Source organism: Microbacterium sp. NPDC087589, assembly GCF_044743635.1.
Taxonomy (GTDB): domain Bacteria; phylum Actinomycetota; class Actinomycetes; order Actinomycetales; family Microbacteriaceae; genus Microbacterium.
In genome coordinates this window covers 559,801-585,216 of record NZ_JBIUWV010000001.1, presented here as the reverse complement: position 1 = coordinate 585,216, position 25,416 = coordinate 559,801, and the positions used below count along the sequence as shown (strand labels likewise).

Genomic DNA, 25,416 nt, shown 5'->3' with positions numbered 1-25,416 from the left:
CCGAGGTCCGGGGGAGAATGGTCTCATGGGACACGGTGACGGCAGAGGGCGCATCGTGTCGTCCGCCGATGCCGACGACACCGGAACGAGTATCCTGCACGTCGACATGGACGCGTTCTATGCAGCGGTCGAAGTGCTCGACGATCCGAGCCTTCTCGGCCTCCCGCTGATCATCGGGTCGCCCGATGGCCGATCGGTGGTGTCCAGTGCCTCCTATGAGGCGCGTCGCTACGGCGTGCGTGCGGCCATGCCGGTGTCCCAGGCGCTGCGCCTGTGCCCGTCGGCCCGCATCGTCCCTCCGCATTTCCATCGCTATCAGGCGGTCTCGCGCCAGGTGATGGCGATCTTCGAGTCTTTCACCCCGCTGGTCGAGCCTCTGTCGGTCGACGAGGCTTTTCTCGACGTGCGCGGTGTGCGGCGGCTCTGGGGCAGTCCTGCGCGGATCGCGCACCTCGTTCGAGAGCGGGTCAAAGACGAAGTGGGCATCACCTGCAGCGTCGGCGTCGCTGCCACGAAGCACGTGGCGAAGATGGCTTCGACCATCTCCAAGCCCGATGGGATGCTCGTCGTCGCGGCAGCCGACACTCAGGATTTCCTCGATCCACGCCCGGTGCGCGCGATGTGGGGCGTGGGGCCGAAGGCGGCCGAAGCACTGGAGGCGCGCGGAATCCGCACGGTGCGCGACATCCGCACCTCGTCTCGGGCGATGCTCGACCGTGCCGTCGGGCCGGCTCTGAGCGCGCGTCTCGCAGAACTCGCGCGCGGGCAGGACCCCCGCACAGTCGAGACGGAGCGCGTCGAGAAGAGCGTCGGGCACGAGGAGACGTTCGACACCGACATCTCGGACAGATCCTTCCTGAGAGCGGAGCTCCTGCGGCTGGCAGACCGCGTCGCAGCGCGCCTGCGAAAGGCCGAATGGGAGACGTCGACGGTCGCCATCAAGATCAGGTTCGACGACTTCCGCACCATCAGCCGCTCGCAGACGCTCTCGGAGCCCACCGCGGTCGGCCAGCGCATCGGCGAGGCCGCCCAGGCGCTCTTCGACCAGATCGAACGAAGGGATCCCGTGCGTCTGGTCGGGGTGCGCGCTGAGAAGCTGCGGCCTGCAGGAGGCGGTGGCTTCGGCCTCTGGGATGACGACGAGGACTGGCGACGCGTCGAGGGCGCGGTCGACGACGCCGTCGCACGATTCGGCACAGCCACGATCAGCCGCGCCAGACACATCGGGCGAGGCGACGGGCGTGGTGCCGCACAGCATCCCCGTGCGCACGGGCTGGATTGACCCTTCTCAAGTCCGAATCCTGGGCTAGCGTGGAGCCATGCCCAACATTGCACTGGAACTCGGAAAGCAGGCCGCCTCGTTCGGCGTGAAGAGCGCGTACGGCGAGCCGCAGGATGTCGACGGCGTGAGCATCACTCCGGTGGCGTTCACCTACTCAGGCTTCGGCGGAGGAAGCGGTGACGGTGCCGAAGGCGGCGGCGGAGGTGGCGTGTCCGTGCCGGTCGGCGTCTATGTGCGCCGCGAGGAGGGACTCCGTTTCGAGCCCAACATCGTGACGTTGCTCGTCGTCGCTGTGCCGTTCGTCTGGGTGACCGGACGCGCGTTCTCTCGCATCATCCGTGCCCTCAAGAAATGACGACCCGGTCGCTGCCGCCCTCGAGCGTGCGGCGACTCTGATCGTCGACGACATCCACATGCTCGCGGCGGCGAACCCTGTCGTCTTGATCGACGGTCGCAGCGGGGCGGGGAAGACGACTCTGGCGCGCATGCTCGTCGAACGTTGGCCGATCACGGGTCGGGTGCAGCTCGTCGCTCTGGACTCGATCTATCCCGGATGGGACGGGCTCAGAGAAGGAGCCGAACGTGCCTTGGACGGCATCCTCCGCCCGCACGGCCGGGGGTATCTCGGCGAGTGGAGACGATGGGACTGGGGGAGCGGCGCCGAGGCTGAGACTCACGCGGTCGACCCTGCGCTCGGTGTGCTGGTCGAGGGGAGCGGGATACTCACGCCTGCAACCGCTGCGATCTCCGATGTTCGCGTCTGGGTCGAGTCCGCGGAGGCCGGTCGCAAGGCGCGAGCGTTGGCGCGCGACGGAGACACGTACCGTCCTCACTGGGAACGCTGGGCGCAGCAGGAAGCCGATCACATCGTGCGCGATGATCCGCGTGCGCTCGCGACCAGGGTCATCGAGGTGCCGTAGTTCTCACAGGAGTTCGTCGGCTGCCTCGATGATGAGTTCGAGACGGTACCCGAGCCAGTCGTAGATGCCGAATCTCGGGTCTTCGGGGTCATGATCGTCATCGCTCTCGATGCCGAGGCGCTCCGCGATCACGAGGCGCAGCGCGGTGAGCGTGCGCATCCACGCGTCGATATCGGATAGGAGTATGTCGAGGTCGTGCTCCGCGAAGGCCTCGTTCTGCGACATCTCGTCGAGGTCACCGCGCATGCCTGCGAGTGCATTGCGGACGACGTCCGCATCCAGAGCGCGTCGGTCGAGCAGATCATCTCGAGTCGCGTCGCGGAAGACGCGGGAGGAATCCTCGTCCTCGGGGTAGGGATCGGGAACCAGACGGCCGATCGCGGGATCCTCGACGTCGCGGTTCGTTCCCACGAGTTCGCGGAAGTCGTCGACGAGCTGCGCGAGCTGAGCGCCCTCGACCCGAGCCATACGCATCCGCACCATCGGCTCGCTCATCTCGTGGCCTTTCGGACGGTCGCCCACAGGCCGTAGTCGTGCATCGCCTGCGCGTGCATCTCCATCGTCTCGCGCGGCCCCGTCGCCACGATCGCCTTGCCGTCGTGGTGGACCTGACGCATGAGCATCGTCGCGCGCTCCAGCGAGTAGCCGAAGTAGATGCGGAAGACACGTACGACGTAGCTCATCAGATTGACAGGGTCGTTCCACACGACGACCTCCCATGGTTCGAGCGGAGCCGCCGAGAGATCGACCAGTTCTTCGAGGTCGGGCGAGGCGAGGGGACTCATGCCCACCCCAGCGTGTGGAGCTGCTCGTCGTCGATGCCGTAGAAGTGCGCGATCTCGTGCACCAGGGTCGCATGCACCTCGTCGCGCAGCTCGTCGTCCGTCTCGCATGCGGCCAGATGCGGCTCGCGGTAGACGACGATCCGATCGGGGAGCTCACCGGAGCCGTATTGCGTGCGTTCGGTCAAGGCCAGCCCGTCGTAGAGCCCGAGCAGGTCGAGGCTTCCGTCCTCGGGACGATCCTCGACGACGAACACGACGTTCTCCAACCCGTCGACCATCTCGTCGGTCAGTCGATCGAGCTCGTCGATCACGAGTTTCTCGAAGGTCGCAGCATCCATTTCCATCAGGTCCAGCCTATTGCGGGGTGGAGGGCTTTGCCTCAGTGCAGGAAGACGAGGAGACCGGCGACGGCGATGAAGAGCAAACCGAAGACGCTGTTCAGAATCCGCTGTCCGCGTGTCGATCGCGTGAGTCGGCGGAACGGCCGGGCCGCCGTCGCGAAGAACCCCCACATCACCACGATGTCGACGATGATGACCGTGCCGATGAGGGTGAGGTACTGGGGGAGCTGCGGTTCATCCAGGCGGATGAACTGCGGGATGAAGGCGAGAAAGAAGACGATCGCCTTCGGGTTGAGGAGATTCACCCAGAACCCTCGTCTGATCATCGACCAGTGCCTCTCGTGGAGGTCGATGGTCGGCCCGTCATCATCGGTGGGGAGCTTCGGTCTGGTGAGGATCAGGCGGATGCCGAGGAAGACCAGGTATGCCGCGCCGGCGTACCTGATGACGTTGAACAGCACCTCGGACTGCGAGACGACGAGTCCGAGGCCCGCCGCGACGACGATGACGTGCACGATGAGAGCGAGCTGCTGTCCGAGGATTCCCCAGATCGAACGGCGCCAGCCCTGGCTCAGGGCATTCGACATCGTGTTGATGGCGCCGGCACCCGGCGTGAAGCTGATCACCACGCAGGCGGTCAGAAGCGAGAACCACACTGCGAGCGACACTCCGCAATCCTACGGGTGGCTCGTCATCCCTCGATCACCGGCGTTCGGATTTGGCGTGCGAAGCGGTCGTGACACGAAGAAGGCCCGAGTCTTTCGACTCGGGCCTTCTCTGTGTGGGGTGAGTAACGGGACTCGAACCCGCGACATCCGGCACCACAAGCCAGCGCTCTACCAGCTGAGCTATACCCACCATGCGCCGATCGTGATCGGCAACCAGACGAGTCTATTACATGTTCGGAGTGAACTCTGACACGGTGCGTGCGGCGATGTCGCGAGCATCGTCGCTCGAGGGTCCGGGCTCATCGACGAAGACCGCCTCGCGGTAGTACCGCAGCTCGCGAATGGACTCGAGGATGTCGGCGAGGGCGCGGTGTCCGCCGTCTTTCGCTGGCGCCTGGAAGAAGACACGGGGGTACCACCGCCGCGAGAGTTCTTTGATGCTGGAGACGTCGACGTTGCGATAGTGGAGCCACTGGTCGACCTGACTCATGTACTTGGCCAGGAACATCCGGTCTGTGCCGATGGTGTTGCCGGCGAGCGGAGCCTTGCGTTCGACGGGAGCGAACCGCTTGATGTAGGCGAGAGTTTGCGCTTCGGCCTCGGCCAGCGATACACCATGGGGGATCTCGGTGATCAGCCCTGAGGTCTCGTGCATCGTCGTCACGAAGTCATTCATGTTCTCAAGGGCTGCGTCGCTCGGACGAATGACGATCTGGAAGCCCGGGTGGACCGGACGGAGTTCGAAATCAGTCACGACGACAGCGATCTCGACGAGCTCGTCGACGGCCAGATCGAGGCCGGTCATCTCACAATCGATCCAGACGAGGCGGTCGTTTTCTGAGGCAGATACCATTTCGCCATCCTATCGACGGCTCCGACATCCGAGTCGGGCGCGGTACGGTAGATCTGTGCGCCTCCGTAGCTCAGGGGATAGAGCAGGAGCCTTCTAATCTCTTGGTCGCAGGTTCGAATCCTGCCGGGGGCACCATCATCTGGACCGAGTTGCGAACTCACCCGTTGCGCAAAGCGGCGACCGCGTCATCCGCGCTCCAGAAGTCGCCGACGAGTCGGAACGACGCCGTGGCGAGATGCAGGCGCTCTGCCCGGTAGCGAACCCCGAGGGGATCTGAGATGAGGCGCAGGTGTCCGATGACCTTCGCTCTCGCGTCTTGAACCCGCCACAGGTGGGCTGAGGCGCGCACGAGATGTTCCTTCTTGGTCGACAGCTGCGGTGTCGCGTAGGGAACCTCGGGCATGGACGTGATCAGGGTGGCAGACATCGAATCTCCTTTCGTGGTTCGAACGTATGTCCGACCACTGACATTGCGCTCCACGGGGGCGTGGGCGACCGTGAAGCAGTTCTTCTGCACATCCGGACGCCGATCCAGGTTGTTCAGCATGCCTGTGTTCACGGCATCGTCGAGGCGTGGGCAGGGCGCACTCTGAAGTGATCCGGACGCACGCTCCGGGCACAGAGGAGAGAACATGCATGACACAGTGACCATCGTCGGCAACGTCGCCACCGACCCGACCCAGGGGCGGACGACCAGCGGAATTCCCGTCACCAACTTCCGACTCGCGAGCACGCATCGGCGCTTCGACGACGCGACGCAGACGTGGGTCGACGTCACGACGAACTGGTACTCGGTCGCAGCCTTCCGTCAGCTGGCGGAACACGCGAAGGTCTCGCTGCGGTCTGGTGACAGCGTGATCGTGACGGGCAGGATGAAGATCCGCGCCTGGGAGAACAACGGCAAACAGGGCACGAGCGTCGACATCGATGCCGATGCGATCGGCCACGATCTCCGGTGGGGTACGACTGCATATCGCCGAAGCGCACGATCGGCCATCGACGCCGCGCCCAGAGGCGCTGCGGCATCGGATCCGCGCGACGACAGCGGGCAGTCTTCGAATTCGGGTGGCGATGAGCCGGACATCGACACCTCATGGGCGACGAGGGACGGCGAATTCTCCGGTGCCGAAGACGACTTCGCGGATTCGTCGGCTGCAGGGACGGGGCTTCTCTGAGCTCCGTGACCGAACGACGCCGGCGCACTCGACACCCGTGAGCGCGCTCGTGCGCGTGCGGAGGAGGACGCCCGTAGACTCGGTTCGTGCTTCGACGACCGGACTCCTCCGCATCGCGTGCAGTGATCACGACGGGCGTTGCCATGACGCTGGTGCTGCTGCTGACATCGTGCGGCCCCACCGCTCCGCCCACACCGGGGCCGACGGACGCCGGGATGAGCCCCAGCCCGTCAGAGTCGCCCGAAGGTCCCGTGTACGTCGCAGACGGCACCGCGGGTGACAACCTGCCGCTCTTCGCGGCAGTGACCGGTGGCGTATGGGCTTCTGACCAGAGGGCATCGGGCCGCGCATACATCGACGCGTTGACGGCTGCGGGGTTCGACCGCGCCGCCATGCAGGTGACCGAGGACGTCACGACTGTCGGCAATCCGGTCGAGAGCCTGATGTTCGCCGTGCGATGGGGAGAAGCGGAGTGCCTCGTCGGGCAGGTGGGTCCGTCGACGGGCGAACCCGTCACCGTCGTCATGCCCCAACTCGCCGAGGGGCGTTGTCTCGTCGGGGCGACCCGAGCGATCGACTGGTGACACGGCACGTTCACGTCCCGCGTCGCGCGTCGCTCACCCCTGCCTCAGGGGGCGCACCGGCGTTCGGTAGCGCCCTGCGCGATCGCCGGTAGGCTGGAGTGTCGATCTTCGACGCCAACAGAAGGAGCGGTTTTCGGTGGCTGAGTACATCTACTCGATGGTTCGTGCGCGCAAGGCGGTGGGCGACAAGCTCATTCTCGACGACGTCACGATGGCGTTCCTCCCCGGTGCCAAGATCGGCATGGTGGGACCGAACGGCGCCGGCAAGTCGACGATCCTCAAGATCATGGCCGGCATGGACACGCCGTCGAACGGTGAGGCGAAGCTGTCTCCCGGCTTCTCGGTGGGCATCCTGATGCAGGAGCCCGAGCTCGACGAGACCAAGACGGTGATCGAGAACATCCAGGACGGCATCGCCATCAAGGCGAAGGTCGACCGGTTCAACGAGATCTCCATGCTGATGGCCGATCCCGATGCCGACTTCGACTCCCTCCTCGCGGAGATGGGTACTCTGCAGGAGGAGATCGACGCGGCAGACGGCTGGGACCTCGATTCGCAGCTCGAACAGGCCATGGACGCCCTGCGTACGCCTCCCGGCGACGCGGCGATCGCCCCGCTCTCCGGTGGTGAGAAGCGACGCGTCGCGCTCGCGAAGCTACTTCTGCAGAAGCCCGATCTGCTGTTGCTCGATGAGCCGACCAACCACCTCGACGCGGAGAGCGTGCTCTGGCTGGAGCAGCACCTCCAGGCCTACAAGGGTGCCGTCATCGCGATCACGCACGACCGGTACTTCCTCGACCACGTCGCCGAGTGGATCGCCGAGGTCGACCGTGGCCGCCTGATCGGCTACGAGGGCAACTACTCGACCTACCTGGAGAAGAAGGGCGAACGCCTCGAGATCCAGGGCAAGAAGGACGCGAAACTCGCCAAGCGCCTCAAGGAGGAGCTGGAGTGGGTCAGGTCCAGCGCCAAGGGCCGCCAGACCAAGTCGAAGGCTCGACTGGCGCGCTACGAGGAGATGGCGACGGAGGCGGAGCGGACCAGGAAGCTGGACTTCGAGGAGATCTCGATTCCGGCTGGGCCGCGACTCGGCAGCATCGTGATCGATGCGAAGAAGCTTCAGAAGGGCTTCGACGGCCGGGTGCTCATCGACGGGCTCAGCTTCAACCTGCCGCCGAACGGGATCGTCGGCGTGATCGGACCCAACGGTGTCGGTAAGACGACCCTGTTCAAGACCATCGTCGGCCTCGAGCCGCTCGACGGCGGTGACCTCAAGATCGGTGAGACGGTCAAGATCAGCTACGTCGACCAGTCACGCTCGAACATCGACCCCGACAAGACGCTGTGGGAGGTCGTCTCCGACGGCCTTGATGTCATCACGGTCGGCAAGACCGAGATCCCTTCCCGCGCGTACGTCTCGAAGTTCGGGTTCAAGGGTCCGGACCAGCAGAAGAAGGCAGGTGTGCTCTCCGGTGGTGAGCGCAACCGTCTGAACCTGGCGCTCACGCTCAAGGAGGGGGGCAACCTGCTTCTCCTCGACGAGCCCACCAACGACCTGGACGTCGAGACGCTCAGTTCACTCGAGAACGCGCTCCTCGAGTTCCCGGGCTGCGCCGTGGTCATCACCCACGACCGGTGGTTCCTCGACCGCATCGCGACCCACATCCTCGCGTACGAGGGCACCGACGAGAATCCCGCTCAGTGGTACTGGTTCGAGGGCAACTTCGAGGCGTATGAGGAGAACAAGATCCAGCGCCTCGGCGCCGACGCGGCCAAGCCGCACCGGTCGACGCACCGCAAGCTCACGCGCGACTGATCGCTCGATGTCCGACCTGACACCGGGGCCCCGCCTGCACATCCCGATCCACCTCCGATGGGGCGATCTGGACGCATTCAATCACGTCAACAACACCTCGATGCTGAAGCTCCTCGAGGAGGCGCGCGTGCGCGCGTTCTGGCGTGCGGGCCCCGGTGAGCAGGCGCCCTCGACGGCTGTGCTCGACTCAGGCATCGACGAGGGCACGCTGACGCTCATCGCGCGGCAGGAGATCGAGTACCTCGCTCCGGTGCCGTATCAGCGGCGACCGCTCGAGGTTCAGATGTGGTTCGGCAAGCTCGGCGGCTCGAGTGTCGAAGTCTGCTATGAGGTGCACAACGACCCCGAGGCTGAGCCCCGCACGATCTATGCACGGTCCACCGCGATCATCGTGCTCGTCGACGCCAAGACGGGCCGTCCCACTCGTCTGACGCCCGAGATGCGCGAAGCGTGGGAGCCGTACGTCGGCCCCTCGATCGAGTACACCCACCGTTGACCCGACGCGCGTGACGTCAGGCCGGGGCCGGCACCCTGACCATGATCTCCTGCGCCACGGAGGCGACCAGGTCGCCCGACTGCGTATAGATGCGCCCCTGCGCCAGACCGCGGCCGCCGCGAGCGTTGGGCGACTCCTGCAGGTAGAGCAGCCACTCGTCGACGCGCGCAGGTCGGTGCCACCACATCGCATGGTCGAGACTCGCCACCTTCAACCCGGGAAGCCCCCAGTACACGCCATGGGCGCGCAGAATGGACTCCTGGATCGTCATATCGCTCAGATACGCGAGAGCCGCCCGGTGAATGCGCTGGTCGTCAGGAAGAGGCGCCTTCATGCGCATCCAGACGCCCTGCTGAGGCACGCGGGAATCCTCGCTCGGCAGGAACAGCGGTGAGTCGATGTGGCGCACATCAGCGGCACGATCGCTGAGCATCCGCACCACGCCGGACGGCAATCCCTCGATGCGCTGCTCGTCGGGCAGCAGAGAGTCGGGGCCGGGAATGCCTTCGGGCATGGGCACGGCGTGCTCGATGCCCGGATCGTCGTCCTGGAAGGAAGCGATCATCGAGAAGATCGGCACACCGTTCTGATACGCCTGCGAACGGCGGGTGGAGAACGAACGGCCGTCGTGGATGCGGTCGACGGCGATCGTGATGCCCTGGCTCGCGTCGCCGGGCCGCAGAAAGTACCCGTGCATGGAATGCACAGCACGATCCTCCGGGAGCGTCCGTTCCGCAGCGAGGAGGCTCTGCGCCAGCACCTGGCCACCGTAGATCCGTCCCGAGGGCATCGGATGAGAAGAGCCGATGAAGATGTCCTCTGTGGTGCGGGCCTGAGTCGAATCGAGGTCCAGCACGTCGAGGAGCTGGTCGACGGTGCGAATCGCGTGGGCGTCGGCGGTCATGACTTCCTTTCCGCGACTGCGGATGCCGCTGGCGTTGCTAGTTTAGAGGGTGTGCCCCACCAGCTTCTTCTTGCAGACGCCGAGACCACGAAGGACGTTCTGACCTTCCTCGGGCGAGCCACCCGCATCTCCGACGAAGGGGTTCGACTGCAGGCGGCGCGGGGTGTGCTCGCGCTCACGGGAGCCGCTCTGTCGCCCCACGGGCTGTTCGATCAGACCCCGACAGTGCTTGCGATGCGCGTCGTGCAGGCCGACCCCGAGCTCGAGTGCGATGTCGTCGTCTCCTCGCTCGCAGCGACCGACGACGAGCGCGCACTGACTCTGCCCGAGACGGGGCTCTCGCCCGCGTGGGCCGGAGTCGCTCCGCCTCGCGGCGACTGGCAGCCGACCTCGACCCTTGCGGCATCCGTCATCGCTCGGCGTGCGCAGTGGGGGATCAGCGCGGTTGCGCGGGGAGCGACGCCCGGATCGGGAGAGGAAGCCGTCAGAGCCCTCCGTGCAGCCATCTGGGGCGAGCCCGATGACGATCTCGGCGGCCTGCCGCGCGGAGTCGCGTTCGCGGCCGACGCATTCGGCTTCATCTCCGGCGAGGAAGAGGTTCCGGTCATGCAGTCCGGGCGGTGGACTCGACTCGCTTTCCGTCGGGGTCACGTGCTCGCTCGCGGACCCGTCGCCACGGGGCTCACCGCGGTCAGAGGCACGGGCTCCACACAGTAAATGCGAGAACGAGCTCACCCGGCCGCGGCGCGCCCGGCCTGACGCCCCGAAAAGAGGCACCCACCGAGGAACGTGCCTTCGAGCGCCCGGTAGCCGTGCACGCCGCCGCCGCCGAAGCCGCTCGCCTCACCTGCCGCATACAGACCCGGAATCGGCTCACCGTCTGCTCCGAGCGCACGGCCGTCGAGATCGGTGTTGATGCCGCCGAGGGATTTCCTCGTGAGCACGTGCAGCTTGACGGCGACCAGAGGACCCGCTGCCGGGTCCTGCAGCCGATGCGGAGACGCGGTGCGGATCAGCTTGTCGCCGCGGTAGCCGCGCATCGAACGCAGCATGCCGATCTGGGCGTCCTTCGTGAACTCGTTCTCCATCTCGAGGTCACGCGCGACCACCTCCCGTCGCACGTGATCGATATCCAGCGATTCTCCGCCGGGATGCCGCTGCATCTGCTCGAGCAATGATTCGAGGTCATTCTCGACGATGAAGTCCTCGCCCTCGTCGAGGAACGCCTGCACCGGCCCCGTCGGTCCCTTGGCGAGCCGGGACTTCACGAGGAGCCCGACATCCTTGCCCGTGAGATCGGGGTTCTGCTCGCTTCCGGAGAGGGCGAACTCCTTCTCGACGATCTGACGAGAGGTGACGAACCACGAGTGGTCGTATCCCGTGGTGCGGAGGTGGGCGAGGGTGCCCAGCGTGTCGAAGCCCGGAAACAGCGGAACGGGCAGTCGCTTGCCTGTCGCATCCAGCCACAGCGATGACGGGCCGGGGAGGATGCGGATGCCGTGCGACGGCCACACCGGATCCCAGTTCGTGATGCCCTCGACGTAGTGCCACATGCGGTCGCCGTTGATCAGACGCGCACCGGCCGACTCCGAGACGGCGTGCATCGATCCGTCCACGTAGGCGGGCACCCCGGTGAGCATGTGCTCCGGAGGGACGCCGAGGCTGGCGGGCCATGCGGCGCGCACGAGGTCGTGATTTCCCCCGATACCGCCGGACGAGACGATCGCGGCGTCGGCGCTGATCTCGAAGTCGCCGATCGCGCGCCGCGATGACTCGACCCCGCGAGCGGCAGGGCTCGACTCGAGGATCGTCCCGCGTGCGCCGGTGACGGCTCCATCGGTGGTGATCAGCGCCGTCACACGATGGCGGGGGAGGATCGTGATCCGGCCCTCGCGCTCGCCCTGCTCGACCGCGGCGACGAACGGTGCGACGACACCCGGCCCGGTGCCCCACGTGATGTGGAACCGAGGAACCGAGTTGCCCGGACCGAGCGCACCGTATCCCCCTCGCTCAGCCCAGCCGACGACCGGGAAGAAACCTACTCCGCGTTCCCGCAACCACGATCGCTTCTCTCCGGCGGCGAACTGCAGGTAGGCCTCGGCCCACCGGCGCGGCCAGTGATCTTCAGGGCGGTCGAAAGAGGCTGTGCCGAACCAGTCCTGCGTGGCGAGCGCGAGCGAATCGCGAATGCCCATCCGCCTCTGCTCGGGGGAGTCGATGAGGAACAGGCCACCGAACGACCACCACGCCTGCCCGCCGAAGTTGGTGCGCGGCTCTTGGTCGACCAGGATCACTCGACGCCCGGCGTCCAATGCTTCACCCGCTGCGACGAGACCGGCGAGCCCCCATCCGATGACCAGTACGTCTGCAGACAGGGGCGTGTTCGTCATGTGCTCTCCGTTGATTCCTGACGTGATCGCGTCTCGAGCGTGGGGCGTCCGGCTGAGGGTGTGCCGATGCCGGACGGCTCGAATGTGTTCACCATGGCATACGCGGCGCGTTCGAGGTAGTCCCACAGTGTCGATTCGTGCAGTGGCGACAACTGCGCCTCGTCCAGAGCGGTGCGCATGTGTCGGAGCCACCTGTCGCGAGCGTCGGGGTCGATGTGGAACGGCATATGGCGCATCCGCAGGCGCGGATGCCCGCGCGTCTCGCCGTAGGTCGTGGGGCCGCCCCAGTACTGCTCGAGGAACATCAGCAGCCGCTCCTCGGCGGGACCGAGGTCTTCCTCGGGGTACATCGGCTTCAACACGGGGTCGAGTGCGACCTCGCGGTAGAACACCGACACGATCTTCGCGAAGGTGTCGCGACCGCCGACCTCGTCGTAGAACGTCACTTCTGGGAGCTCCCGTCGTCGTTCGTCTTCTTGCGCCGCCAGATCCCGCGATCCGGGACGGCGGGAATGCCGGTGACGGCGTTCGGGCGTGTCTTGGGCGGATTGGCGCCCCGCACGCGGCGCGCGCCCTCGAGCCCGGTGGGGACGACGGTGGTCATGCTCGGGAAGGAGATCTCGTTCTCGAGCAAGGCGGTTCGCAGACGCTTGCGCAGCTCCTGCGCGACGTCGTCCTTGGCGTTGGCGCGGGCTTTGATGACGAGTCGCATGACGAGAGCATCGCCGTCGATCGACTCGAGGCCCCAGAGCTCGGGCTTCTCGACGATGCGGGTGCGCCACTTCGGATCCTTGGCGAGAGCCTGAGCCGTGTCGATCATGATCTGCTCGACCTTCTCGAGATCGGAGTCCACAGGCACGCCGAGATCGATGATCGCTCTGGCCCAGCCCTGCGACATGTTGCCGATGCGCAGCACCTCGCCGTTGCGGACGTACCAGAGCGTGCCGTTCACATCACGCACCTGCGTGATGCGCACGCTCACGTACTCGACGACACCCGAGGCGAGACCGAGATCCACGACGTCGCCGATTCCGATCTGGTCCTCCGCGACGATGAACATGCCGTTCAGCACGTCTTTGACGATGTTCTGGGCGCCGAAACCGAGACCGGCGCCGACCGCAGCGGTGAGCAGAGTGAGAGAGCCGAGCAGACTGTTGTCGAGCGCGTTCACGATCAGGACGAGCGCGATGACCACCAGCATCACATTGACGATGTTCTGCAGGATCGTGCCCAGCGTGCGGGTGCGCTGCACGAGACGCATGTCAGCGAGGGGCGAGCGCTCCAAAGCTTGTGTGTCGTCGACGGCAGCTTTGTTCTTGGCGCTGTCGACGATGCGATGCACCACGCGACGGATCACCACTCGCAGCACGAGTGCGATGACCACGCACGAGGCGATGATGATCAGGACTTGGATCGCGCGGCCCCCGACGACGCCGAGCGCGCTCAGCATGTCTGACCACCACGGGGGGATGGTGGCCTCAGGGGCATCGGGGTCGACGTCGAATGGCTGAATCATCCCCTCCAGAGTAGCGATCAGGCCTCTGCGCGGGCTGGACGCACCGCGCAGAGGCCTGATCGCTACAAGCGGGTTCAGTCCTCCGCGTCGCGGGACTGCGCGGCGAGCGAGCGCTCGACGTCGGCGAGGTTCTCGAGCACCAGACGGCGCAGGGCCGGTGCCGCGTCCTGATTGGCCGACAGCCACGCGCGCGTCGCATCACGCAGTGCGACATCTGCGATGGCCGTCGGGAAAAGGCCGACGATCAGATACTGCGCGATCTGGTAGCTGCGGGACTCCCAGATCGGCACCAGCATGTCGAAGTATGCGGGCACGAACTCGCGAAGAACCTCGGCGCCCGCCGGGTGCACGAACCCGAGCGCGGCGGACCGCACGATCGTGTTCGGAGCGTCGTCACGCTCTATCAGCGACGCCCAAGCCGCCTTCTTCGAGGCGGAGTCGGGCAGCGCTGCGCGTGCCTGCGCGGCGAACTCGCCGCCCTTCGAGGTGTTGTCCGAAGAGAGTGCGGCATCGATCGATGCCGCATCCGTCGCACCGATCGTGGCGAGTCCGACGAGCAGCTGCCAGCTGAGGTCCGCGTCGATCTCGAGACCCGGGAGTGTCTCCTCACCGGAGCGCAGCCGGCCGACGATGCCGGCATGCTCGGGTGTCACGAGCGCGTTCGCGAAGGCCGTGACGAACTGCAGCTGACTGTCGCTGCCCGATTCGGCGGCTTCGGCGAGCGCCCAGAGTCCGTCCGCGACCTTGTGGCGGGCAGCGAGGCGCGCATCCGGCGTGACGTAGAGCGTCGCGGCAGTGCGCAGCTGCGCGAGTGTGGTGCGGACCGTGGTCGACTCGGTCTCGCGGCCGATGTTGCCCAGCACGAGGTCGATGTAGTCGGACGCTGCGGTCTCGGCGTCGCGGGTCTGGTCCCATGCCGCGCCCCAGACGAGGGAGCGCGCAAGCGGGTCGCTGATGTCCGCGAGGTGCGCGATCGCCGTGGCGAGGGAGCGCTCGTCGAGGCGGATCTTCGCGTACGCGAGGTCGTTGTCGTTGAGGAGCACGAGATCTGGGCGCTTGAGGCCGTGCAGTTCGGGGACCTCTGTGCGGTCTCCGTCGACGTCGACCTCCGCGTAGTGCGAGCGCACGAGTGCGCCGTCCTGGAGGTTGTAGAAGCCGATGCCGAGCCGGTGAGGGCGGATGGTCGGGTAATCAGCCGGAGCGGTCTGCGTCACGGCGAATCGCGTGATCGTGCCGTCGGAGTCGTCTGCGATCACAGGCTCCAGCGTGTTCACCCCCGCGGTCTCGAGCCACTTCTTCGACCAGGTGCTCAGATCGCGCCCGCTGGTCGCCTCGAGCTCGGTGAGCAAGTCGCTGAGCTCTGTGTTGCCCCACGAGTGCTTCTGGAAGTACTGCGAGACACCGGCGAAGAACGCCTCGATGCCGACCCACGCGGCGAGCTGCTTGAGGACCGACCCACCCTTCGCATAGGTGATGCCGTCGAAGTTCACCTGCACGTCTTCGAGGTCGTTGATCTCGGCCACGATGGGATGCGTCGAGGGCAGCTGATCCTGGCGGTAGGCCCAGGTCTTCTCCATCGCGTTGAAGGTCGTCCACGCCTCGGTCCACTCGGTGGCCTCGGCGGTCGCGATCGTCGACGCCCACTCGGCGAACGACTCGTTCAGCCAGAGGTCGTTCCACCACTTCATGGTCACGAGGTCGCCGAACCACATGTGCGCGAGCTCGTGCAGGATCGTGACGACGCGGCGCTCCTTGACGGCGTCGGTGACCTTGCTGCGGAAGACGTAGGTCTCGGTGAACGTGACCGCTCCCGCGTTCTCCATCGCACCGGCGTTGAACTCGGGGACGAAGAGCTGATCGTACTTCGCGAAGGGATAGGGCACACCGAACTTCGACTCGAAGTAGGCGAAGCCCTCGCGCGTCTTGTCGAAGATGTAATCGGCGTCGAGGTGCTGCCACAGGCTCTTGCGGCCGTAGACGCCGAGGGGGATCACACGGCCGGAGGCGCTGGTGAGCTCGGAGAACGTCGACTCGTAGGGGCCCGCGACCAGGGCCGTGATGTACGAGGAGATGCGAGGCGTGGGTTCGAAGCCCCAGGTCGCGACCGTGTCGTCGTCGTGGACGATGGGCTCGGGCGTGGGGGAGTTCGAGACGACCTTCCAGGATGCCGGTGCCGTCACCGTGAACTGGAAGGTGGCTTTCAGGTCGGGCTGCTCGAACACGGCGAACACGCGACGCGAGTCGGGAACCTCGAACTGGGAGTAGAGGTAGACCTCGCCGTCGACAGGATCGACGAAGCGGTGAAGGCCCTCGCCGGTGTTGGTGTACTCGCAGTCGGCATCGACGACGAGGACGTTCTCGGCCTGCAGGCCGGCGAGCGCGATGCGCGAGTCGGCGAAGACCTCGTCGGGGTCGAGCTGCTCGCCGTTCAACGAGATCTCGCGCACGTCACGTGCGATCAGGTCGATGAATGTGTGGCTCTCCGGCGTCGCGGTGAAGCGGACGACGCTGCGGGAGCCGAAGACCTCCGCACCCTTGGTCAGGTCGAGCGAGACTTCGTACGACTGGGTGTCGATGATGTCACGGCGCTCCTGCGCTTCGATGCGGGTGAGGTTCTCTCCAGGCACAGCTGTACTCCCAGGGGTGAGGGGATGCTGCCGCAACCCAGCGCAGTTGGCGCCCACGGCAACCATGACAGCCTACGCCAGCACGGCGGCCTGACTCACTTCCAGGAGATGAAAGAATAGACGGGTGACCGCGATCGAGCCGAACACCGTCCTCTTTGCTTCCGATGCTGCTGCCTCCGGCGCGCCGTATATGACCACCCCGGTGGCCTATGACGGCATCCTGCTCGCCGGGTTCGGTGGCCCTGAGGGACAGGATGACGTCATCCCGTTCCTCCGCAATGTCACGCGAGGCCGCGGCATCCCGGATGAGCGTCTCGAGGAGGTGGCGCACCACTACCGCCACTTCGGCGGTGTGAGTCCGATTAACGGACAGAACCGCATCCTCAAGGAGGCGCTCGAAGGCGAGCTCGCCCGCCGCGGCATCGATCTTCCGGTGTACTGGGGCAACCGCAACTGGAGTCCGTACCTCGAAGAGGTCGTCACCGAAGCCGCAGCCGACGGCAAGACGACGCTCCTCGCGTTCGCCACGAGCGCCTACAGCTCCTTCTCGAGCTGCCGGCAGTACCGCGAGGACTTCGCGCGAGTGCTCGAGGAGACCGAACTCGGCGAGACGGTGACGATCGACAAGATCCGTCCGTTCTACGACCACCCCGGGTTCGTCGAGTCGTTCGAGACGGGAGTCCGTGAGGCCGTGGAAGCCTTCCTCGCTCAGGGCATCGCCCCGGCAGACATCCAGATCCTCTTCTCCACGCACAGCATCCCGACCGCGGATGCCGAGCGTTCGGGCGCGCGGGACATCGACTGGGGCGAGGGTGGCGCGTATGCAGCGCAGCATCTCGCCGTCGCCGCGTGGGTGATGGATCGCGTCCGCGAGAGCATCCCGGCAGCGGCTGACGTCTCGTGGGAGCTCGTCTACCAGTCTCGTTCGGGTCCCGCCTCGCAGCCGTGGCTCGAGCCTGATGTGTGCGATGTCATCGGGGAGCTCCCCGAGCGCGGTCGGAAGGCCGTGGCCGTGGTGCCCGTCGGGTTCATGAGCGATCACATGGAGGTGCTCTGGGATCTCGACACCGAGGCCGCCGAAGCAGCCGAAGAGGCGGGGCTCGCCTTCACGCGCACTCCGACTCCCGGCGTCGCTCCGTCGTTCGTGACCGGCATCGTCGATCTGATCGCCGAGCGCCTGGAGGGGCGTCCCAACGAGGATCGCCCCCATGTGACGTCTTTGCCCGGTGCGTTCGACGTGTGTCGTCCTGGCTGCTGCGAGAACGTCCGGGCGGGGTTCAAGCCGGCCGCTGCCGGCGTGGCTCCGTGAGCGCGCGCTGACCCTCGACGCTTCTAGGATGGATGCCATGCGCATCCATATCGCCACCGATCACGCCGGTCTCGACTTCTCGACGCAGCTGCAGGATCATCTGCGCGAGGCAGGTCACGAGGTCGTCGACCACGGACCGGTCGAGTACGACGCACTCGATGACTACCCTGCGTTCTGCATCCGCGCGGCACAGGCTGTCGTGGCCGATCAGGCAGCCGGTGTGGAGACGCTGGGCGTGGTGTTCGGCGGCTCGGGCAACGGTGAGCAGATCGCCGCGAACAAGGTCGAGGGCGTGCGTGCCGCGCTGGTGTGGAACACGTCGACCGCTGAGCTCGCTCGCGAGCACAACGATGCGAATGTGATCTCGATCGGGGCTCGTCAGCACTCCTTCGACGAGGTCACCTCGTTCATCGATACCTTCATCGCGACCCCGTTCTCGCAGGATGAACGCCACATCCGCCGCATCGGTCAGATCGCGGACTTCGAGCGCGACGGCTCGCTGCTTCCGGACCCGCGGGCCTGACATGCCCGAGGGCCATTCCGTCCATCGCATCGCTCGCCAGTTCGATCGGAACTTCGTCGGCAAGACGATGCTCGCCTCGAGCCCCCAGGGACGATTCGCCGAGGGTGCAGCGGTGCTGAACGGACGCGAAGCGATCAGTGTGCAGGCCGTGGGGAAGCAGATGTTCCTCGAGGCCGAGGGCGACGTGTGGCTGCGAGTGCACCTCGGACTCTATGGAGCATGGGACTTCGCCGGGGACATCCTGGTCGACCCCACCATCGCCTCGGCGAACGGCCGAATGGGCCAGACGAATCAGCGGGGCACGGTGGTCGAGGAGGAGATCCTCGACGACGCCGGAGAGAACTCGCTCGCCTCGATCGGTGCACCGCGTCGGACCCGCGTGCACGTCCGGATGTCCGAGCAGACCAAGGGGCTCGCCGACGAGGGGCTCGAGTGGCCGCCGCCGGTCGTCGGCCAGGTCAGACTGCGCCTCATGACGGACATCACCGCCGCAGATCTGCGCGGGCCGACCGCATGCGTGATCCAGACTCCTGAGGAGATGCTCGCCAGCGTGGCGAAGCTCGGTCCCGATCCGCTGGTGGGTGACCCTGCGCAGAACGAGGAGCGCTTCGTCGCGGCGGTCCGCAAGAAGCAGACGGTGATCGCGCTCCTGCTCATGGATCAGGCTGTGGTCAGCGGCATCGGCAACGTGTACCGGGCCGAGATGCTCTTCCGGCAGCGATTGAACCCGCATACACCCGGCCGCGAGGTTCCGGAAGATATCGTGCGGGCCCTGTGGCACGACTGGGTGCGTCTCCTCGCCATCGGTGTCGAGACCGGTCAGATGATGACGATGGACGACCTTTCGCCCGATGCGTACAGAGCCGCGATGGCGAGCCGAGACGACCGGCACTGGGTCTACCACCGCGCCGGTCTGCCCTGTCGCATCTGCGGCACGGAGATCGCTCTCGAGGAGATCGGCGCGCGCAAGCTGTACTGGTGTCCGCGCTGCCAAGCATGACCCGTCGGCCATAGGCTGAGGGGATGCGTCAGAACCCCAGTTTCACGCTCGCTGATGTGGCCGAGATCCGTCGGATCGTCGATGCCAATCCCTGGGCGACGATCGTGAGCCACGGTCCCGACGGTCTGGTCTCGTCGCACTATGTCGTGTTGCTCGACGATGACCGTGACGATCTCACCGTCGTGGGTCATGTCGGTCGGCCTGACGACCTGATCCATGGTCTGGGCGAGCGGGAGCTGCTCGTCGTGTTTCAGGGACCGCACGGCTACATCTCACCCGGGTGGTACGGTGACGTGCAGTCGGTGCCGACCTGGAACTATACGGCCGTGCATCTGGCAGGGGTCCCAGAGATACTCAGCGACGAGGAGAACCTCGACGTGCTCGACCGCCTGGTCGATCGTTTCGAGGGGCGGATGCCGGAGCCTCGGCGCATGTGGGAACGACCGAACGACCCCGCGTTCGTGGCGCGGCTGGCCGGAGGGACGGTGGGCTTCAGGCTCACCCCGACCAGGGTCGTCGCCAAGCGCAAACTCAGTCAGAACAAACCAGCCGAGACCGTCGAGACCGTCATCGCCGAACTCGAGGGCGATGGGCCGTACGCGCAACCCGAGTTGGCCGCCGAGATGCGCCGTGCCCGGCAGGCTCGCACGGGAGCGGGCCGATGACCGGCGTCGGCGCGCGGATAGGCACCGTCACGGGTGTTCGCATAGCGGGCCCGGGGCGTGAGTTTCTCATCGACGATGAGCCGGTCGACATCTTCATCGAAGACGGCCGCATCGTCGATATCGCCCCCGTGGGAGCGCTCGCGCCGAGGGGAGAGGTGCTCGACGGCGGTGGAGCCTGGGCGGTGCCCGGGCTCTGGGACAATCACGTGCATACGGTGCAGTGGGCGCTCGCGACCGAGCGCGTCACACTCGGGAGCGCGGCGTCGGCGGCGGAGGCCGCGGCGATCATGGCCGCGGCGGCGCCCCTTCCGGACGGGCGCAAGGTGGGCAGTGGGTTCCGCGACGCGATGTGGCCGGACGCCCCGAGTGTCGGCCTCCTCGACGCCGCGACGGGGACCGTGCCCACCTACCTCATCAACGCCGATGTGCACAGCACGTGGCTGAACTCGGCTGCGCTGCGGCTCGAGGGCTTCGACAGCGTCGACGGGATGCTGCGCGAGCAGGATGCGTTCGAGATATCCCGCCGCCTCAACGCTGTCGACCCCGAACGCGGCGACATCGCGGTACGTGCGGCCGGGGAGCGTGCCGCTTCGCGCGGAGTCACCGGCCTCGTCGACTTCGACATGGCGTGGAACGCCGATGCGTGGCCGCGTCGAATCGCCGCGGGGTTCGCCGCGCACCGCGTCGAGTTCGCGATCTATCCCTTCGACCTCGAACGAGCCATCCGTGCCGGACTGCGGACGGGGGAGCTCCACGAGGATCCGGAGGCTCCCGAAGCGGGCCGTGGGCTCATCCACGTCGGTCCTCTGAAGATCATCAGCGACGGTTCGCTCGGCACGAGGACGGCCGCGTGCTCCCACTCCTATCCGGGTGACCCGGAGAACTTCGGTGTGCTCACCGTCCCCCCGGCGGAGCTCACCGAACTGCTGACCGTCGCCACTGGCGCGGGGTTGGCTGTCGCCGTCCACGCCATCGGTGACCGCGCAGTGACGGGAGCGCTCGACGGCTTCACCGTATCGGGGGCGGTGGGAACGATCGAGCATGCCCAGTTGGTGCGGCATGCGGATCTCGCCCGCTTCGGCCGGCTCGGCGTCGTCGCGAGCGTCCAGCCGCAGCACGCTCTGGATGACCGAGATCTGGTCGGGCGACACTGGGCGGGGCAGACATCCATCGGCTACCCGCTCGGGGCGCTGCGTGATGCCGGGGTCGAGCTGCGCTTCGGGTCGGATGCGCCCGTCGCTCCGCTGGACCCATGGCAGGGCATCTCCGCAGCGGTCACGCGGACGGACGACGAGCGGGAGCCGTGGCATCCGGAAGAACGGCTCACGCGGGAGCAGGCCCTGCAGGCGAGCGTACGCACGTCTCTGCGACCGGGCGAACCCGCCGACATCGCGCTCTGCGGACTCGACCCGCTGGTCGCCTCGGGGGCCGATCTGCGGGGAATGCCCATCGTGGCGACGGTGCTGGCGGGGCGTCTCACACACGGCGCCTGACGACGGCGAGCACGACGAAGGGCACCGGAGAACTCCGGTGCCCTTCCTCGTGAGTGGTGTCGTGGTTACGCAGCGATGTGCGACACGAGGAACCAGCGGTCCTTCTCGAGTCCGCGCATGATCTCGATCGCGACGTCCTGGCTCGTGAGGTCGACCTCGTCGAGTCCGTCGATCGCAGCCTTCACATCGACGAGGATCGCATCGATGTCGGAGATGACAGCGCGCACGAGCTCGTCCGACTGCGTGAAGCCCGCGGGAACCGAGGTCGCACTGACCTTGGCGGCCACTGCGCTGACGCGCGCGTCGATGGGCAGACCGAGCGCGACGATCCGCTCTGCGGCGGTGTCTGCGAAGTCTCCGGCATGCGCGACGATCGTGTCGAGGAGCTCGTGGACGCCGACGAAGTTGGCGCCGCGTACGTGCCAGTGCGCCTGCTTGCCATCGATCGTCAGTGCCTGGAGTCCGAGCACGACGGGGGAGAGGAACTGAGCCGCTGCAGCTGCCACGGTCGGGTCGCTGGCGGTGGTGGAAACGGTCTGTACCTTGCTCATCTTGACTCCTCCGGAGTTGTCTCTTCGTGCCTGATGATGACAACGCTACTCGCCTGAAAACATTCCGCAAGCAAGCGAAGGCTCGGCTTAGTGGCCCGGAATCATGCGGAATTCCGGCCTTGAGAGGATAGTCTCACCTCATGAGCATCGCAGCCGGAGCCTCTGTCCTCGCGCTCCCGGGAAAGACCCCGTCAGTGGCCGTCGACGCGTTCATCGCCGAGGGAGCGCGCGTCGTCGGTGACGTCTCGCTGGCCGATGGCGTGAGCGTCTGGTACAACGCTGTACTCCGAGGCGATTCGGCGTCCATCATCATCGGTCCAGGCAGCAACGTGCAGGACAACGTCTCGGTCCACGTCGATGCGGCTCATCCCGTCATCGTGGGCACGAAGGTGTCGATCGGTCACAACGCTGTCGTGCACGGATGCACGATCGGGGACGGCTCGCTCATCGGTATGGGAGCTGTCGTCCTCAGTGGCGCCGTCATCGGCTCAGGCTGCCTGATCGCCGGCGGAGCAGTCGTGCTCGGAGGAACCGAGGTGCCCGACGGTTCGCTGGTGGCCGGGGTTCCCGCGAAGGTGCGCCGGTCGCTCAGCGACGATGAGCGTGCTGACCTGATCGCCAACGCCGAGATCTATCTGAGGCACCTCGAGACGCACGCCGCCGCGACACCGATCTGACCGGCTTCGCCCGATAGGCTTGTCGTCACGGGGCGGTGGCCAAGCTGGTTAAGGCAGTGGGCTCATAACCCAACGATCGTCGGTTCAAGTCCGACCCGCCCTACTCCCGTTCGTCGTTTCGCCGAACCCAGATCTCGAATGCGGTCGGTTCAGGGATGCCGTCGCGAGTACGACGCCCGCCGCGACTCCGCCGAGACCGCCGAAGACCATGTCGCCGATCGTGTCCTGATACGTGACGAAGATGTCGTCGCTGAGAAAGGCCCAGCCCAGCCACTCGACCATCTCCCACATCGCGCTGAGCGCGAGGGCCAACAGCGGTGCGAGAACGAGGGGTGTTCGCGGCCGGGCGCCGCGATCGCGAGTCATCGCGACGACGTCCGTCCGGGTGAGGATCAGCGCGGTGATGATGGTGAGAACGCCCGTGCACACCAGGTGCAGGAGCAGATCCCATCCGGCGACCGTCCGGTACAGGTCGAACACGTTGCTCCATGCGGCCACGAGCACGGTCGCACACACCGCCAGGTCGAACGACCCGCGCAGGCCCAGGATTCGTGGCAGCATCAAGGCCGGAAGAGCGAGCGCGGCGATGCCGGCGTCCGTCGGCACGAACCAGATCAACGCGACGCCGACGCCGATGACCCCCAGAGCCCGCAGAGCATCGGCGGACCACTCCTCGAGCGACCGAGGCGGGCGGAGAAAGTCCTCTTTCACGGTGTCTTCCCTTCCACTCGCAACAAGGCCTGCACTGCCAGGTGATCCGAGGGTCTGACCCCGCCGAAGGCGTGCGGGTTGATGGCGGCGGCACGCACTCGCACGTCCCGGCTGACGAGCATCCAATCGACGCGCCGCCCCGTGAGCCGCGGTCGTCGATATCCGTTGAGCGTGCTCCACAGCGGCGTCAGCCGATCTTCTGCGGCGCTCCAGGAATCGGCGAGCTGCGCGTGCGAGAGAAGGGCGCGTACAGCGGCCGAGCGGGGGCCCGCGTTGAGATCGCCCATCGCGATCGCCGGAAGTCCGCGCTTGCGGATCAGGGCGGCGATCATCTCGGCCGATCGCCGCCGAGAACGCGACGACAGGTGGTCGAGGTGGGTGTTGACGACGAGGAATCGGACGCCCGTCGACCTGTCGGAGAACTCCGCCGTCACGAGGATGCGGGGGATGAGATTGCCCCAGGATCGACTGCCCGGTTCGTCAGGCCGCGCCGAGAGGGCCCGCTGCTCCCATCCACGCAGTTCCAGGCGTTCGGCGTCGTAGACGAGCGGACTGCCCTCACCCGTGCCGTCGCGACCTCTTCCTCTGCCGACGAACCGGTGGGTCGGACCGATCGCTTGCGAGACCACCTTCATCGCACGGGGCAGCACCTCCTGCAGCCCGAGTATCGTCGGACGCTCCGAGCGGAGGAGCTCAGCGACCGCGGGGGCGCGCACACTCCAGCGGTCCTGCTCCGGACGCAGGGCGCCCTCCATGGGGCGACGGATGTTCACGGACATCATGTGCAACTCCGGCTCGACAGCGGGGCCGATCAGCGGGGGGACGGTCATCGCGTCCTCCGCGACGCGGGGCCACGCAGACGAAGCCGTACCGCGAGGCGCGCCCAGCGGAGAGGCGGGAAGTCGCGCGGCCAGTGCACGAGCACGCTGCGGAAGCCTCTGTGCACACGCCGGCCGAAGTGTCCTGCGGTGAGTGGTCTCATCGACATCCCCATCGACTCGCCGGGGAGCCGCGCGATGCGGTGGTTCTCTCCGAGGTGAAAGGCGAGGTCGAGGTCGTCGTGGATGTGTGGATCGCCGCGATGGACGTCAGCACGCACCGCATGCCACGCCTCCCTGCGGAACGCGAGATTCGAGCCGAAGAGCGGACGGTGGCCGAGTGTGACACTCAAGACGCTCGTGTACGCCCCGAGGTAGAGCCGAGCGAGGGGGACGCGGAGCGCGGCAGGTCCGTCGGTGAAGCGCGCGTGCCCGGTGACGGCCCCCGTATGCTCGTCCTCCCCGAAGGCGGCCACGACGGTGGTGATCCAGTCGGCATCCGGTTCGCAGTCGGCGTCGAGTCTCAGGATCAGATCACCGCGTGCGGCGTCGTAGCCGGTGGACGCCGCGGCGGAGATACCCGGCTCGATGCAGGTGAGCACGAGTGCGCCTGATGCGCGAGCCACGGATGCGGACGCGTCGGAGGAATCGTTGTCGACCACGATGATCTCGTCGGCCGGCGACTCCTGCGCGTGCAGCGCCCGCAGACAGCGCGCCAGCAGCACAGCGTCATCCTTGACAGGGATCACCACGGACGTCGTGGGGGAGCGAACGGATGGCGGGTGCGACCGGACGCTCCCGGCCGGTCGCGATCCGTGCCCTGCTGTGCGTTCTGTCATCAGAGCGATCATGTCATCGATCGAGGAGGCGAGCGAAGGACTTGACAGTGGCGGAGCGCACCCTGACCACCGTGCGTGGGTCAGCGACCGTCTGCAACCGGGACGTCGGGCGACGGCTCGAGCAGTTCGTCCACGAGCGTGATCCCGCCGGACGAGTTGGCGGAATGTGCGAGATCCTCGATCCATCGACGGCTGAGCTCCGGTGCCTCGCTCTCGTCGAAGACGAACCGCAGGGGGATCGAAGGATGCAGCCAGACTGTGGAGCGGCCTTCAGGATCGCCCTCCGGGTGCTTCCAGGTCAGTGTGAAGCTCTCGTTGCGACGCAGCTTCGTCGCAACGACGACCTTGAGGTGTGCGAGAGCACGATCGTCGATATGGATCGGCTCCGAGGCGCCGTAATAGAGAGAACCCATATCTCGGAATATATTCGTCCGGGAGCGGCCCTTCGCGGCAGCAGCCCGCGGCGCGCGCTG

General features: G+C 66.5%; 30 protein-coding genes and 3 tRNA genes. 16 read left to right on the top strand and 17 right to left on the bottom strand.

Features of this window, described 5'->3' with window-relative positions:
- The first annotated feature begins 25 nt into the window (after positions 1 to 25).
- The 3 genes from dinB to ACIOU8_RS02955 are packed head-to-tail and all read left to right on the top strand — an operon-like array spanning position 26 to position 2,202.
- Positions 26 to 1,282 carry a DNA polymerase IV gene (dinB, locus tag ACIOU8_RS02965; protein ID WP_400785628.1) on the top strand — a complete coding sequence of 419 codons (1,257 nt, stop codon included), beginning with the start codon at positions 26 to 28 and terminating at the stop codon, positions 1,280 to 1,282.
- A 37-nt stretch (positions 1,283 to 1,319) separates the two neighbouring features.
- A complete protein-coding gene (locus tag ACIOU8_RS02960) occupies positions 1,320 to 1,637 on the top strand; it encodes a hypothetical protein (RefSeq protein ID WP_140036988.1) in 318 nt (105 codons plus the stop codon).
- Positions 1,621 to 2,202 (top strand): hypothetical protein, encoded by a 582-nt coding sequence (locus tag ACIOU8_RS02955; RefSeq protein ID WP_400785626.1) that lies wholly within the window; start codon positions 1,621 to 1,623, stop codon positions 2,200 to 2,202. Before ACIOU8_RS02960 ends, ACIOU8_RS02955 begins: the two co-directional genes overlap by 17 nt.
- 3 nt (positions 2,203 to 2,205) lie before the next feature.
- Here the strand turns inward: ACIOU8_RS02955 and ACIOU8_RS02950 are convergent, their stop codons facing one another.
- The 6 genes from ACIOU8_RS02950 to orn form a co-directional block, all read right to left on the bottom strand.
- A complete protein-coding gene (locus ACIOU8_RS02950; RefSeq protein ID WP_400785625.1) occupies positions 2,206 to 2,697 on the bottom strand; it encodes a DUF2017 family protein in 492 nt (163 codons plus the stop codon).
- The gene (gene clpS / locus ACIOU8_RS02945) at positions 2,694 to 2,987 is read right to left on the bottom strand and encodes an ATP-dependent Clp protease adapter ClpS (protein ID WP_400785623.1); all 294 of its coding nucleotides are present in this window, start codon (positions 2,985 to 2,987) and stop codon (positions 2,694 to 2,696) included. Before clpS ends, ACIOU8_RS02950 begins: the two co-directional genes overlap by 4 nt.
- Positions 2,984 to 3,331 (bottom strand): metallopeptidase family protein, encoded by a 348-nt coding sequence (locus tag ACIOU8_RS02940; RefSeq protein ID WP_400785621.1) that lies wholly within the window; start codon positions 3,329 to 3,331, stop codon positions 2,984 to 2,986. Before ACIOU8_RS02940 ends, clpS begins: the two co-directional genes overlap by 4 nt.
- A 35-nt stretch (positions 3,332 to 3,366) precedes the next feature.
- Entirely contained in the window at positions 3,367 to 3,996 is a 630-nt protein-coding gene (locus ACIOU8_RS02935; protein WP_400785619.1) for a LysE family transporter, read from the bottom strand.
- 114 nt (positions 3,997 to 4,110) lie between these two features.
- Positions 4,111 to 4,186: transfer RNA gene (locus ACIOU8_RS02930), tRNA-His, on the bottom strand.
- Between the two features lie 36 nt (positions 4,187 to 4,222).
- Positions 4,223 to 4,849 carry an oligoribonuclease gene (orn, locus tag ACIOU8_RS02925; protein ID WP_400785617.1) on the bottom strand — a complete coding sequence of 209 codons (627 nt, stop codon included), beginning with the start codon at positions 4,847 to 4,849 and terminating at the stop codon, positions 4,223 to 4,225.
- Positions 4,850 to 4,908: 59 nt separating this feature from the next.
- On the opposite strand from orn, the gene ACIOU8_RS02920 reads away from it, so the two are divergent.
- Positions 4,909 to 4,984: transfer RNA gene (locus tag ACIOU8_RS02920), tRNA-Arg, on the top strand.
- A 22-nt stretch (positions 4,985 to 5,006) separates the two neighbouring features.
- Here the strand turns inward: ACIOU8_RS02920 and ACIOU8_RS02915 are convergent.
- Positions 5,007 to 5,276, bottom strand: a complete 270-nt coding sequence (locus ACIOU8_RS02915) for a hypothetical protein (RefSeq protein ID WP_400785615.1) — start codon at positions 5,274 to 5,276, stop codon at positions 5,007 to 5,009.
- Between the two features lie 205 nt (positions 5,277 to 5,481).
- Here ACIOU8_RS02915 and ACIOU8_RS02910 point away from each other — a divergent pair, with 205 nt between their 5' ends.
- From ACIOU8_RS02910 to ACIOU8_RS02895, 4 genes are all read left to right on the top strand, one after another.
- Positions 5,482 to 6,024 carry a single-stranded DNA-binding protein gene (locus tag ACIOU8_RS02910; RefSeq protein WP_400785613.1) on the top strand — a complete coding sequence of 181 codons (543 nt, stop codon included), beginning with the start codon at positions 5,482 to 5,484 and terminating at the stop codon, positions 6,022 to 6,024.
- Positions 6,025 to 6,110: 86 nt separating this feature from the next.
- Complete coding sequence (locus ACIOU8_RS02905; RefSeq protein WP_400785611.1) at positions 6,111 to 6,608, top strand: DUF6993 domain-containing protein; 498 nt, start codon at positions 6,111 to 6,113, stop codon at positions 6,606 to 6,608.
- Between the two features lie 136 nt (positions 6,609 to 6,744).
- Positions 6,745 to 8,424 (top strand): energy-dependent translational throttle protein EttA, encoded by a 1,680-nt coding sequence (gene ettA / locus ACIOU8_RS02900; protein WP_290161314.1) that lies wholly within the window; start codon positions 6,745 to 6,747, stop codon positions 8,422 to 8,424.
- A 7-nt stretch (positions 8,425 to 8,431) separates the two neighbouring features.
- Positions 8,432 to 8,920 (top strand): acyl-CoA thioesterase, encoded by a 489-nt coding sequence (locus ACIOU8_RS02895; protein ID WP_400785609.1) that lies wholly within the window; start codon positions 8,432 to 8,434, stop codon positions 8,918 to 8,920.
- A 16-nt stretch (positions 8,921 to 8,936) separates the two neighbouring features.
- Here the strand turns inward: ACIOU8_RS02895 and ACIOU8_RS02890 are convergent, their stop codons facing one another.
- Positions 8,937 to 9,824, bottom strand: a complete 888-nt coding sequence (locus ACIOU8_RS02890) for an acyl-CoA thioesterase (RefSeq protein WP_400785607.1) — start codon at positions 9,822 to 9,824, stop codon at positions 8,937 to 8,939.
- Positions 9,825 to 9,875: 51 nt separating this feature from the next.
- On the opposite strand from ACIOU8_RS02890, the gene ACIOU8_RS02885 reads away from it, so the two are divergent.
- Entirely contained in the window at positions 9,876 to 10,541 is a 666-nt protein-coding gene (locus tag ACIOU8_RS02885; protein ID WP_400785605.1) for a hypothetical protein, read from the top strand.
- A gap of 14 nt (positions 10,542 to 10,555) precedes the next feature.
- Here the strand turns inward: ACIOU8_RS02885 and ACIOU8_RS02880 are convergent, their stop codons facing one another.
- The 4 genes from ACIOU8_RS02880 to pepN all read right to left on the bottom strand — a co-directional run bounded on the left by ACIOU8_RS02880 (position 10,556) and on the right by pepN (position 16,357).
- Positions 10,556 to 12,214 (bottom strand): FAD-binding dehydrogenase, encoded by a 1,659-nt coding sequence (locus ACIOU8_RS02880; RefSeq protein ID WP_400785603.1) that lies wholly within the window; start codon positions 12,212 to 12,214, stop codon positions 10,556 to 10,558.
- Positions 12,211 to 12,660 (bottom strand): globin, encoded by a 450-nt coding sequence (locus ACIOU8_RS02875; protein WP_400785601.1) that lies wholly within the window; start codon positions 12,658 to 12,660, stop codon positions 12,211 to 12,213. The genes ACIOU8_RS02880 and ACIOU8_RS02875 overlap by 4 nt, the downstream gene beginning before the upstream one ends.
- On the bottom strand, positions 12,657 to 13,730 hold the full coding sequence (locus tag ACIOU8_RS02870; RefSeq protein ID WP_400785599.1) for a mechanosensitive ion channel family protein: 1,074 nt from the start codon (positions 13,728 to 13,730) through the stop codon (positions 12,657 to 12,659). The genes ACIOU8_RS02875 and ACIOU8_RS02870 overlap by 4 nt, the downstream gene beginning before the upstream one ends.
- Positions 13,731 to 13,804: 74 nt before the next feature.
- Positions 13,805 to 16,357, bottom strand: coding sequence for an aminopeptidase N (gene pepN / locus ACIOU8_RS02865; protein ID WP_400785597.1), 2,553 nt, complete (start codon positions 16,355 to 16,357; stop codon positions 13,805 to 13,807).
- Between the two features lie 124 nt (positions 16,358 to 16,481).
- Here pepN and ACIOU8_RS02860 point away from each other — a divergent pair, with 124 nt between their 5' ends.
- From ACIOU8_RS02860 to ACIOU8_RS02840, 5 genes are read left to right on the top strand one after another with little or no spacing between them, the layout of a single operon-like run.
- On the top strand, positions 16,482 to 17,666 hold the full coding sequence (locus ACIOU8_RS02860) for a ferrochelatase (RefSeq protein ID WP_400785595.1): 1,185 nt from the start codon (positions 16,482 to 16,484) through the stop codon (positions 17,664 to 17,666).
- Positions 17,667 to 17,703: 37 nt separating this feature from the next.
- A complete protein-coding gene (locus tag ACIOU8_RS02855) occupies positions 17,704 to 18,189 on the top strand; it encodes a ribose-5-phosphate isomerase (RefSeq protein WP_400785593.1) in 486 nt (161 codons plus the stop codon).
- 1 nt (position 18,190) lies between these two features.
- A complete protein-coding gene (locus tag ACIOU8_RS02850; protein WP_400785591.1) occupies positions 18,191 to 19,189 on the top strand; it encodes an Fpg/Nei family DNA glycosylase in 999 nt (332 codons plus the stop codon).
- Between the two features lie 23 nt (positions 19,190 to 19,212).
- Positions 19,213 to 19,854 (top strand): FMN-binding negative transcriptional regulator, encoded by a 642-nt coding sequence (locus tag ACIOU8_RS02845; RefSeq protein WP_400785589.1) that lies wholly within the window; start codon positions 19,213 to 19,215, stop codon positions 19,852 to 19,854.
- The gene (locus tag ACIOU8_RS02840; protein ID WP_400785587.1) at positions 19,851 to 21,347 is read left to right on the top strand and encodes an amidohydrolase; all 1,497 of its coding nucleotides are present in this window, start codon (positions 19,851 to 19,853) and stop codon (positions 21,345 to 21,347) included. Before ACIOU8_RS02845 ends, ACIOU8_RS02840 begins: the two co-directional genes overlap by 4 nt.
- A gap of 65 nt (positions 21,348 to 21,412) precedes the next feature.
- On the opposite strand, the gene ACIOU8_RS02835 is transcribed toward ACIOU8_RS02840, so the two are convergent.
- The gene (locus ACIOU8_RS02835) at positions 21,413 to 21,898 is read right to left on the bottom strand and encodes a Dps family protein (protein ID WP_400785585.1); all 486 of its coding nucleotides are present in this window, start codon (positions 21,896 to 21,898) and stop codon (positions 21,413 to 21,415) included.
- A gap of 140 nt (positions 21,899 to 22,038) precedes the next feature.
- Here ACIOU8_RS02835 and ACIOU8_RS02830 point away from each other — a divergent pair, with 140 nt between their 5' ends.
- Together ACIOU8_RS02830 and ACIOU8_RS02825 are read left to right on the top strand one after the other, a co-directional pair.
- Positions 22,039 to 22,575 (top strand): gamma carbonic anhydrase family protein, encoded by a 537-nt coding sequence (locus ACIOU8_RS02830; protein WP_400785583.1) that lies wholly within the window; start codon positions 22,039 to 22,041, stop codon positions 22,573 to 22,575.
- A 29-nt stretch (positions 22,576 to 22,604) separates the two neighbouring features.
- Positions 22,605 to 22,678, top strand: a tRNA-Ile gene (locus ACIOU8_RS02825).
- Here the strand turns inward: ACIOU8_RS02825 and ACIOU8_RS02820 are convergent.
- The 4 genes from ACIOU8_RS02820 to ACIOU8_RS02805 form a co-directional block, all read right to left on the bottom strand.
- Positions 22,660 to 23,286 carry a hypothetical protein gene (locus tag ACIOU8_RS02820; RefSeq protein ID WP_400785581.1) on the bottom strand — a complete coding sequence of 209 codons (627 nt, stop codon included), beginning with the start codon at positions 23,284 to 23,286 and terminating at the stop codon, positions 22,660 to 22,662. The genes ACIOU8_RS02825 and ACIOU8_RS02820 overlap by 19 nt on opposite strands.
- The gene (locus ACIOU8_RS02815) at positions 23,283 to 24,116 is read right to left on the bottom strand and encodes an endonuclease/exonuclease/phosphatase family protein (RefSeq protein ID WP_400785579.1); all 834 of its coding nucleotides are present in this window, start codon (positions 24,114 to 24,116) and stop codon (positions 23,283 to 23,285) included. Before ACIOU8_RS02815 ends, ACIOU8_RS02820 begins: the two co-directional genes overlap by 4 nt.
- Positions 24,113 to 24,943, bottom strand: a complete 831-nt coding sequence (locus ACIOU8_RS02810) for a glycosyltransferase family 2 protein (protein ID WP_400785577.1) — start codon at positions 24,941 to 24,943, stop codon at positions 24,113 to 24,115. The genes ACIOU8_RS02815 and ACIOU8_RS02810 overlap by 4 nt, the downstream gene beginning before the upstream one ends.
- An 80-nt stretch (positions 24,944 to 25,023) precedes the next feature.
- Positions 25,024 to 25,356, bottom strand: coding sequence for a hypothetical protein (locus tag ACIOU8_RS02805; protein ID WP_400785575.1), 333 nt, complete (start codon positions 25,354 to 25,356; stop codon positions 25,024 to 25,026).
- Positions 25,357 to 25,416 lie beyond the last annotated feature (60 nt).

What these genes read in the sequence shown, in the direction of transcription:
- dinB (WP_400785628.1), top strand. Translation starts at nt 26, where the DNA reads ATGGGACACGGTGACGGCAGAGGGCGCATCGTGTCGTCCGCCGATGCC.
- ACIOU8_RS02960 (WP_140036988.1), top strand. Translation starts at nt 1,320, where the DNA reads ATGCCCAACATTGCACTGGAACTCGGAAAGCAGGCCGCCTCGTTCGGC.
- ACIOU8_RS02950 (WP_400785625.1), bottom strand. Translation starts at nt 2,697, where the DNA reads ATGAGCGAGCCGATGGTGCGGATGCGTATGGCTCGGGTCGAGGGCGCT.
- clpS (WP_400785623.1), bottom strand. Translation starts at nt 2,987, where the DNA reads ATGAGTCCCCTCGCCTCGCCCGACCTCGAAGAACTGGTCGATCTCTCG.
- ACIOU8_RS02940 (WP_400785621.1), bottom strand. Translation starts at nt 3,331, where the DNA reads ATGGAAATGGATGCTGCGACCTTCGAGAAACTCGTGATCGACGAGCTC.
- orn (WP_400785617.1), bottom strand. Translation starts at nt 4,849, where the DNA reads ATGGTATCTGCCTCAGAAAACGACCGCCTCGTCTGGATCGATTGTGAG.
- ACIOU8_RS02915 (WP_400785615.1), bottom strand. Translation starts at nt 5,276, where the DNA reads ATGTCTGCCACCCTGATCACGTCCATGCCCGAGGTTCCCTACGCGACA.
- ACIOU8_RS02910 (WP_400785613.1), top strand. Translation starts at nt 5,482, where the DNA reads ATGCATGACACAGTGACCATCGTCGGCAACGTCGCCACCGACCCGACC.
- ACIOU8_RS02895 (WP_400785609.1), top strand. Translation starts at nt 8,432, where the DNA reads ATGTCCGACCTGACACCGGGGCCCCGCCTGCACATCCCGATCCACCTC.
- ACIOU8_RS02890 (WP_400785607.1), bottom strand. Translation starts at nt 9,824, where the DNA reads ATGACCGCCGACGCCCACGCGATTCGCACCGTCGACCAGCTCCTCGAC.
- ACIOU8_RS02880 (WP_400785603.1), bottom strand. Translation starts at nt 12,214, where the DNA reads ATGACGAACACGCCCCTGTCTGCAGACGTACTGGTCATCGGATGGGGG.
- ACIOU8_RS02870 (WP_400785599.1), bottom strand. Translation starts at nt 13,730, where the DNA reads ATGATTCAGCCATTCGACGTCGACCCCGATGCCCCTGAGGCCACCATC.
- ACIOU8_RS02855 (WP_400785593.1), top strand. Translation starts at nt 17,704, where the DNA reads ATGCGCATCCATATCGCCACCGATCACGCCGGTCTCGACTTCTCGACG.
- ACIOU8_RS02850 (WP_400785591.1), top strand. Translation starts at nt 18,191, where the DNA reads ATGCCCGAGGGCCATTCCGTCCATCGCATCGCTCGCCAGTTCGATCGG.
- ACIOU8_RS02845 (WP_400785589.1), top strand. Translation starts at nt 19,213, where the DNA reads ATGCGTCAGAACCCCAGTTTCACGCTCGCTGATGTGGCCGAGATCCGT.
- ACIOU8_RS02840 (WP_400785587.1), top strand. Translation starts at nt 19,851, where the DNA reads ATGACCGGCGTCGGCGCGCGGATAGGCACCGTCACGGGTGTTCGCATA.
- ACIOU8_RS02835 (WP_400785585.1), bottom strand. Translation starts at nt 21,898, where the DNA reads ATGAGCAAGGTACAGACCGTTTCCACCACCGCCAGCGACCCGACCGTG.
- ACIOU8_RS02830 (WP_400785583.1), top strand. Translation starts at nt 22,039, where the DNA reads ATGAGCATCGCAGCCGGAGCCTCTGTCCTCGCGCTCCCGGGAAAGACC.
- ACIOU8_RS02815 (WP_400785579.1), bottom strand. Translation starts at nt 24,116, where the DNA reads ATGACCGTCCCCCCGCTGATCGGCCCCGCTGTCGAGCCGGAGTTGCAC.
- ACIOU8_RS02810 (WP_400785577.1), bottom strand. Translation starts at nt 24,943, where the DNA reads ATGACAGAACGCACAGCAGGGCACGGATCGCGACCGGCCGGGAGCGTC.
- ACIOU8_RS02805 (WP_400785575.1), bottom strand. Translation starts at nt 25,356, where the DNA reads ATGGGTTCTCTCTATTACGGCGCCTCGGAGCCGATCCATATCGACGAT.